5 protein-coding genes and 1 pseudogene are annotated in these 6872 nt (G+C 74.9%); all 6 read right to left on the bottom strand.

What is annotated here, in order from left to right; all coding sequences use genetic code 11:
• Nucleotides 1-1117, bottom strand: a 1117-nt coding sequence (locus tag JS521_RS32215) for an MFS transporter (protein ID WP_205086445.1), incomplete at its 3' end; no start/stop codon positions are given.
• 125 nt (nucleotides 1118-1242) lie between these two features.
• A pseudogene (locus tag JS521_RS32210) lies at nucleotides 1243-2050 on the bottom strand (alpha/beta fold hydrolase).
• A 108-nt stretch (nucleotides 2051-2158) separates the two neighbouring features.
• Nucleotides 2159-3610, bottom strand: a complete 1452-nt coding sequence (locus JS521_RS32205) for a peptidoglycan D,D-transpeptidase FtsI family protein (RefSeq protein WP_205086443.1) — start codon at nucleotides 3608-3610, stop codon at nucleotides 2159-2161.
• A 113-nt stretch (nucleotides 3611-3723) separates the two neighbouring features.
• Nucleotides 3724-4389: a response regulator transcription factor gene (locus tag JS521_RS32200; RefSeq protein WP_205086442.1), complete on the bottom strand. Its 666-nt coding sequence runs from the start codon at nucleotides 4387-4389 to the stop codon at nucleotides 3724-3726.
• On the bottom strand, nucleotides 4386-5675 hold the full coding sequence (locus tag JS521_RS32195) for a sensor histidine kinase (RefSeq protein WP_205086441.1): 1290 nt from the start codon (nucleotides 5673-5675) through the stop codon (nucleotides 4386-4388). Before JS521_RS32195 ends, JS521_RS32200 begins: the two co-directional genes overlap by 4 nt.
• On the bottom strand, nucleotides 5672-6787 hold the full coding sequence (locus tag JS521_RS32190) for a hypothetical protein (RefSeq protein WP_239488142.1): 1116 nt from the start codon (nucleotides 6785-6787) through the stop codon (nucleotides 5672-5674). Before JS521_RS32190 ends, JS521_RS32195 begins: the two co-directional genes overlap by 4 nt.
• Nucleotides 6788-6872 lie beyond the last annotated feature (85 nt).

Below are 6872 nucleotides of genomic sequence, written 5' to 3'. Positions count from 1 at the left end.
GCACCCTCACGTCCGCCACCGCGACGAGCCCCGCCCCCAGCGCCAGGGCCACCGCGTTGGGCGCTGTCATCAGCGAGCCCGCCGTCGCCGCCGTCCGCCCCAGCTCCGCGTCCGGCGTCTCCCGCTGCACCGCCGTCATCGCCGCGATCAGCACGCACGGCAGCCCGAACCCGATCGCCGCGCTCGCCGCCAGGGCCACCGCGTCCAGCGGCACCGCCCGCGCCCCGACCCCCAGCGCGAACAACGCCGTCCCGCCCGCCGCGAACACCCGCTCGGGCAGCCGGCGCAGCAGCAGCCCGGCCAGCAGCCCCACCGCCACCGAACCGGCGCCCTGGACCGCGTACAGCACCCCCGCGTACGCCGGGGCCCGGCCGAGCACATCGTCGACGTACGCGAAGGTCACGGCCCCGTTCACGCCCGCCGACAGCATCGTCGCCGCCCCCGCCGTCACCAGCGGGCGCAGCACCGCCGAGGCGCGGATCCGCCGCAGCCCGGCGGAGAGTTCGCCGCGCCGCCCGCCCGCCGGGGGCCGCGGAGTCGCCCGCACCGGCAGCCGGGCGAAGACCAGGGCGGCCAAGGCGCACGTCACCGCGGCCGACAGCGCCACGGCCGGGCCGCCGAACCGGGTGTACAGCCCCGCGCCCGCCAGCGGGGCGACCAGCTTCATGCCCTCGTTGGCCGTCATCCGCAGCCCGTTGAAGTCCGCCAGCAGCGAGGCGGGCACGGCCCCCGCGACGAGCGCCGACTCCGCCGCGTCGAGCAGGAGCCCGCTCGCCCCGTAGAGCACCAGCACCACGAAGACGACCCAGACCGTGTCCGCCGAGTCCACCAGCACCAGCGGGACCAGCAGGCAGGCCATCGCCAGATTGCCCCGGACCAGCAGCGCCTTCCGGTCCATCCGGTCCGCGAGCGCGCCGAGCGCCGGCCCGGCCGGCACCGGGGCCCACATCGCGCACACCGTCAGGGCCGCCAGACTGTTCGACCCGGTCAGCGACTTGACCCAGATGCCCGCCGTGAGCCACATCGCCGACGTACCGAACCCGGAGACGACCACCCCCGCCAGACAGCGCCCCGCCGTCCGGTCCCGCAGGACCCGCACCACCGCCGAACCGCCCATGCCACCCGTCCCGCCCGTGCCATCCATGCCGCTCATGCAGGGGAGTCTGGGGAGTAAGGCCCTCCGGCGGCATCGGGCGGATGCCTTATGAGGGCCGTATGAGGACCGCGTGCGGGCCGCGCCGCTCAGATCAGCAGCCGGCGGATCTCCTCCGCGAGCTCGGCCGCCGACGTGGTCAGCACCATGTGGTCCGCCTCGGGCAGCACCACTTGCCGGCCGTGGGGGGGCTGCCGGGCCCGGTACGCCTGCGAGGCGGTCGCGCGCTCCCGGACGGACTTCGGCATGCCGGGGGAGACCCGTCCCGCCGACACCACGGTCACCGGCAGCCCCGCAAGCCCCGGCGGGTTCTCCACCAGGGCCCGCAGGTCGCCCGCCGCGTCCTCCAGCTCCCGGCCCCGGGTCCGGGTCATGGCGACGGTGTAGCCCTCGGCCCGCATGTCGGCCGCGGCGTCCAGCGGCAGCGAGGGGGTGGGGGAGCGGTAGGCGCGGCCGCCGCCAGCCGCACCAGCGGGCCGCCCCAGCTGTGCCCGACGAGGAGGAACGGGCCCCCGTAGCCGACGCGGCCGAGGTGGTCGAGGTGGTCGAGGTGGTCGAGCAGATCGCCGAGGTCGTCGGCGAGTGCGGCCAGCCGACGCGAGGCCCCGGGCGGGGCAGCCGGGCTGCGGCCGAGGCCGCTGCGGTCGTACACCACCGTCGGCGCGACGTCCGCCAACGCGGCCCGGACGCCCGCCCAGTAGGAGCGGCCAGCGGCGAGCCCGCCCTCGAAGACCCGGTGGGGCGGCCCGCCGCTCCGGCGGGCCCGGCCAGCCCTTGGTAGTACAGCTCGCGCCCGTCGCGGGTACGGGCCCGGCCCGCCTCGCCCTGGCTGTGAACGGGGGCGCCGGCACCGGGCCCCGTACCGTGCTCCGCCGGGCCCGTCCCCGTACCTCCCACACGTCCGTACGTCGCTCGGCGCTCCGGGACCGTCCGGAGCGCCGAGTAAGGGAAGGGTAGCCTAAGTTGGAGGTGTTGCCTGAGCCGGCGGTGTCGGGGGCGACCCGCTCACCGCTCCAGCGCCGCCTTCATCATCTTCTGCGCGATCGGTGCGGCCAGCCCGTTGCCGCTGACCTCGGAGCGCGCCGAGCCGGAGTCCTCCACGATCACCGCGACCGCCACCTCCTTGCCGCTGTCGCGGTCCTTCGCGTACGAGGTGAACCAGGCGTACGGGGTGTTGCTGTTGTCCACGCCGTTCTGTGCGGTGCCCGTCTTCCCGCCGACCTCGACCCCGGGGATCCTGGCGTTGGCGCCGGTGCCCTTCTCGACGACCGTCTCCATCGCGCTCTGCAACTGCTCGGCGGTCGACTCCTCCACCACGCGCTTCGTATCGCCGTCGCCGGTCTCCTCCAGCGCGGTACCGCCCCCGTCGCTCACCTGGGAGACCATGTGCGGCGCGGCCAGCTCACCGCCGTTGGCCAGCGCCGAGCTGACCATCGCCATCTGGAGCGGGGTCGCGGTGACCTCGAACTGGCCGATGCCCGTCAGGGCCGTCTGCGCCTTGTCCATGCCCGTCGGATACACGCTCTCGGCCGCCCGCACCGGGACGTCCAGCTCCTTGGTGTCGAACCCGAACGCGTCCGCCATCTCCTTGACCTTGTCCTGGCCGAGATCGGCGGCGGCCTTCGCGAAGACGTTGTTGCAGGAGAACTGGAGGGCGGTGCGCAGGGTCGCGTTCTCGCAGGGGGCGGACGCGTTCTCGTTGCGCAGGACGGTGCTGGTGCCGGGCAGGGTGTACGGGTCGGGGCTGTCGGTGCGCTCGTCGACCGAGCCGTAGAGCCCGTCCTCCAGCGCGGCCGCCGCCACCACCAGCTTGAACGTGGAGCCGGGCGCCAGCGGCTGCCGCAGCGCCCGGTTGACCAGCGGCTTGTCCTTGTCGTCCAGCAGCTTCTGCCAGGCGTCCCCGTCCGTCGTCCCGCTGATCTTCGAGGGGTCGTACGAGGGGGTCGAGACCATGCCGAGGATCCGGCCGGTCTTCGGGTCCATCGCCACCGCCGCGCCCTTGTCGTCGCCGAGCGCCTCGTAGGCCGCCTTCTGGACGTCCGGGTCGATGGTGGTCAGGACGTTGCCCGGCTTGGCCTGCCCGCCGGTGATCAGGTCCTTCGGGTTCTTCAGCCGGTCGTCCGTGCCGTCCAGGACGTCGCTGTAGATGCCTTCGAGCTGGGTCGCCCCGTACGCCTGGGAGCTGTAGCCGGTGACGGCCGCGTACAGCTCGCCCTGGGTGTACGTGCGCTTGTACCGGAGGTCGCCGCCACTGGTCCCCTTCGATCCGGTGACCGGCGAACCGGCCACGATGATGTCCCCGAGCGGCTGCGCGTACTGCGCGATGGTGTTCCGCCGGTTGTGCTCGTCGTCTGCGAGCGCCTTGGCCTCGTAGCCCTGCACCCACGTCGCCCGCACCAGCAGGGCGAGCACCATGAGCAGGCAGAAGACCGAAGCGCGCCTGATTGTCTTGTTCATCCCGCTGGAGGGACGAGCGGGCCCGCTCCGGCCGTTCCCGATCGTGCCGCTTCTCACCCTTTTCTCACCCGGCGCGCGAGCCTGCCCTCCCCTCGGCGCGCGAGGCCGCGCGCTCAGCCCGGGGTGATGAAACCGGACTCGTACGCCGCGATGACCGCCTGGGTGCGGTCCCGGGCGCCGGTCTTCGCGAGGACCGCCGCCACATGCGTCTTCGCCGTCGCCGGGCCGACCGCGAGCCGGCCCGCGATCTCCGCGTTGGTCAGCCCCGCCGCCATCAGCCGCAGCACGTCCGCCTCCCGCCCGGTCAGCCGCGCCACCCACGCCGGGGCTCCGGCGGCCGGCCGCCGCGCGGTGTGCTCGGCGGCCAGCGTGCGCACCGCCGCCGGGTAGAGGAGCGAGTCGCCGCACGCCACCAGGCGCACCGCCTGCACCAGCTCCTCGGCAGCCGCCCGCTTCAGCAGGAACCCGGCCGCCCCGGCGTGCAGGGCGTCGTACACGTACGCGTCGTTCTCGAACGTCGTCACGACGACGATCCTCGGCGGGGCGGACAGCGTGGCGAGGATCTGCTCCGTGGCCCGGATGCCGTCGATCTCCGGCATCCGTACGTCCATCAGCACCACGTCGGGCCGCAGCTCCCGCACCACGGAGACGGCCTCCGCGCCGGTGGCGGCCTCCCCGACGACCTCGATGCCCTCCTCGGCATCCAGGATCACCCGCAGCGCCGTACGCACCATCCGCTCGTCGTCCGCGAGCACCACCCGCACCGGAGCCCCGCTCATCGCCGCCCCTCCCTCACGCCGTCCGTCCCTGGCACTGTCAGCGGCAGCCGGGCGGTCAGCCGCCAGACGCCGTCCACTGGCCGTGCCTCGGCCCGGCCGCCCAGCAGGACGGCCCGCTCCGCGATGCCGCGCAGTCCGCGACCGCCCCCGGGCCGCGTCACGGCCGGGCGCTCGCCCAGCGGATTCTCCATCACGACCTCCAGCTCCCTCTCCCGTACCGCGATCAGCAGCCGCACCGGGCAGGACGCGTCCCCGCCGTGCCGCAGGGCGTTGCTCAGCCCCTCCTGGACGATCCGGTACGCCTCCCGCGAGACCACCGGCTGCATCGCCCCCGGGTCCTCCGGACCGCCCTCCCGTTCGTAGGCCACCGGCACCCCGCAGTGCGCCAGCAGCCCGCCGAGCGCGTCGAGACCCGGCCCGTACGCGGCGCCCTCGTCGTCCGGCTCCCCGTCCTGCCGCAGGAGCCCCAGCACCGAGTCCAGCTCGCCGACCGTCCGCCGCGTCGTCTCCTCGATGGCGGTCAGCACCTCGCGGACGAACTCCGGATCCCGGTCCAGGACCCGGCGCGCCGCCCCCGCCTGAAGGGTCACGGCACTCAGCGCGTGCCCCACCGAGTCGTGCAGCTCCCGGGCGAGCCGGTTGCGCACCGCCAGATCCGCCGCGCGGCGCTCGGCGGCGGCCAGCCGGTCCTCCGGCGTCGGCCCCAGCAGCACCGGGGCCCGCCGGGCCAGCACCTCCCCGGCCGCGGCGGCGGCCAGCGCCAGTGCCACCAGCATCGCGAGCCCGGCGAACGGTGCGAGGGCCAGGACCCACGGCTCCCGCAGCACGCGGGAACCGTCGAGCAGCCCGGTGTCGCGCAGCCCCGCGAAGAACGGCAGACCGGCCACCGCCACCGCGAACGGCGGCAGCGCCAGCGTGGCCCCGCTGACGATCCCGCCGAGCGCCAGATGCAGGGTGAACCAGCCGGCGGTACGCATCCGGGCCTGCCGGGTCCGGGCCGGCCCGTCGGCCAGCAGGGCGGGCGGAACCCCGCACAGGGCGCGGGCGGCGGCCACGCACAGCGGCCGCACGAGGGCGAAGAAACCGGTCGCCGCCGCCATCGGCAGAGCGAGCGCGAACGCGACGAGCTGGGAGGACAGGGAGGAGAAGAGCTGCTCCCCGCCGCCCGCCATCCCGACCAGGACCGTGCCGACCAGGAAGTACGGCATCAGCAGCGCGCCGCCGATGATCAGATGGAGCCAGCGCAGCCGCGCCCGCCGTCCGAACAGCGCGGCGACCGGCTTCATGACACCCGGCTCTCGTGGGGCGCGTCGCGTACGGGGACGGACCGGGCGGCCGCGCGCTCCGCGAAGAAGTACGCGCCCAGCGTCACGACGAGCGCCCCGGCCAGCATCTGGACAGCGTAGATGACCATCGTGGCCGCAGTCGGCCCGTCCGCCGCTTCGCCCGCCCCCATCAGCGCGGCGACACTCAACCACCCTCCCCAACAAGCCATTTGCGCCGAACCGGCCCAGGCCAGGACGAGCGGCAGACGCAGCGGGAGACGGCCGGTGCGCCGGAAGGCGAGCAGCAGCACCGCGACGGCGGTGACCACGACGAAGAGCAGGCTGACGGCTTCGAGGACGTAGAAGTCGCTGCTACGGTCCGCCGCCCGGCCCGCTTCGAGCCCGGCGGTCGAACCGGTCGCCCACAGCACGTGGGTGACGCCGGGGACCAGGGCCGCCGTCGCGGCGGCGACGGCGGTCGCGCGCAGGGCGGGCATGGTCGGAGTCTCCGGGAGATCCCGCAGCCGCCCCTGCCACAGAGCGCCCCAGCGCTCCCTGGCGTACAGCGCGAAGAGGGTGCCGAGGGCGAGGCCCTGGACGATGAAGCCGCCGTAGACGACGCCGAAGACCCACGGGTCCAGGAACGGCTCGGCGCCCCCTTCGGAGACCGGCCGACCGCCGTCACCCCCGAGGAGCCGCACGATCAGCTGGACCGGGAAGGCCGTCATGATCGGCAGCAGCAGACCGCTCGCCACCCACATCGGCAGCACCAGCAGCCAGGCGGGCACCCGCAGCCCCCAGGGCCGGGTGAGCAGCAGCGCGAGGACGACGACGGCACCGTCCATCAGCACCGTCGCCCCGTTGGCGACGGCGAGCGCAGTGCCGCCGTCCAGCAGCGGACTGCCGTCCGGGATCCCGAGCCGACTGCCCGCCATCCAGGCCGTCTTGAGGGCGACGTAGGGCAGGCAGGACACGATGGCGACCACCCGCAGCACGGACCGCGCGCGACCGGTGCGGTACGGGGGTGTTGCCGACGGTGCGGTGCCGTACGGGGGCGCCTCGGGCGGTGCGCTCGTGCCGTACGGGGGCGCCTCGGGCCGTGTGCTCGTGCCGGTGCTCCGGTTCGCTGTCATGGAACCAGGCTTCCGCGCGGGCCGCCGACCGCACGTCCTGCCCAGCGACGATCCGTCTCCGCCGGGCGGGGGAGGGGGTGCGCGG

It is taken from the genome of Streptomyces durocortorensis (genome assembly GCF_016901035.1).
GTDB lineage: Bacteria > Actinomycetota > Actinomycetes > Streptomycetales > Streptomycetaceae > Streptomyces > Streptomyces durocortorensis.
This window is presented reverse-complemented; position numbering and strand designations above follow the sequence as displayed.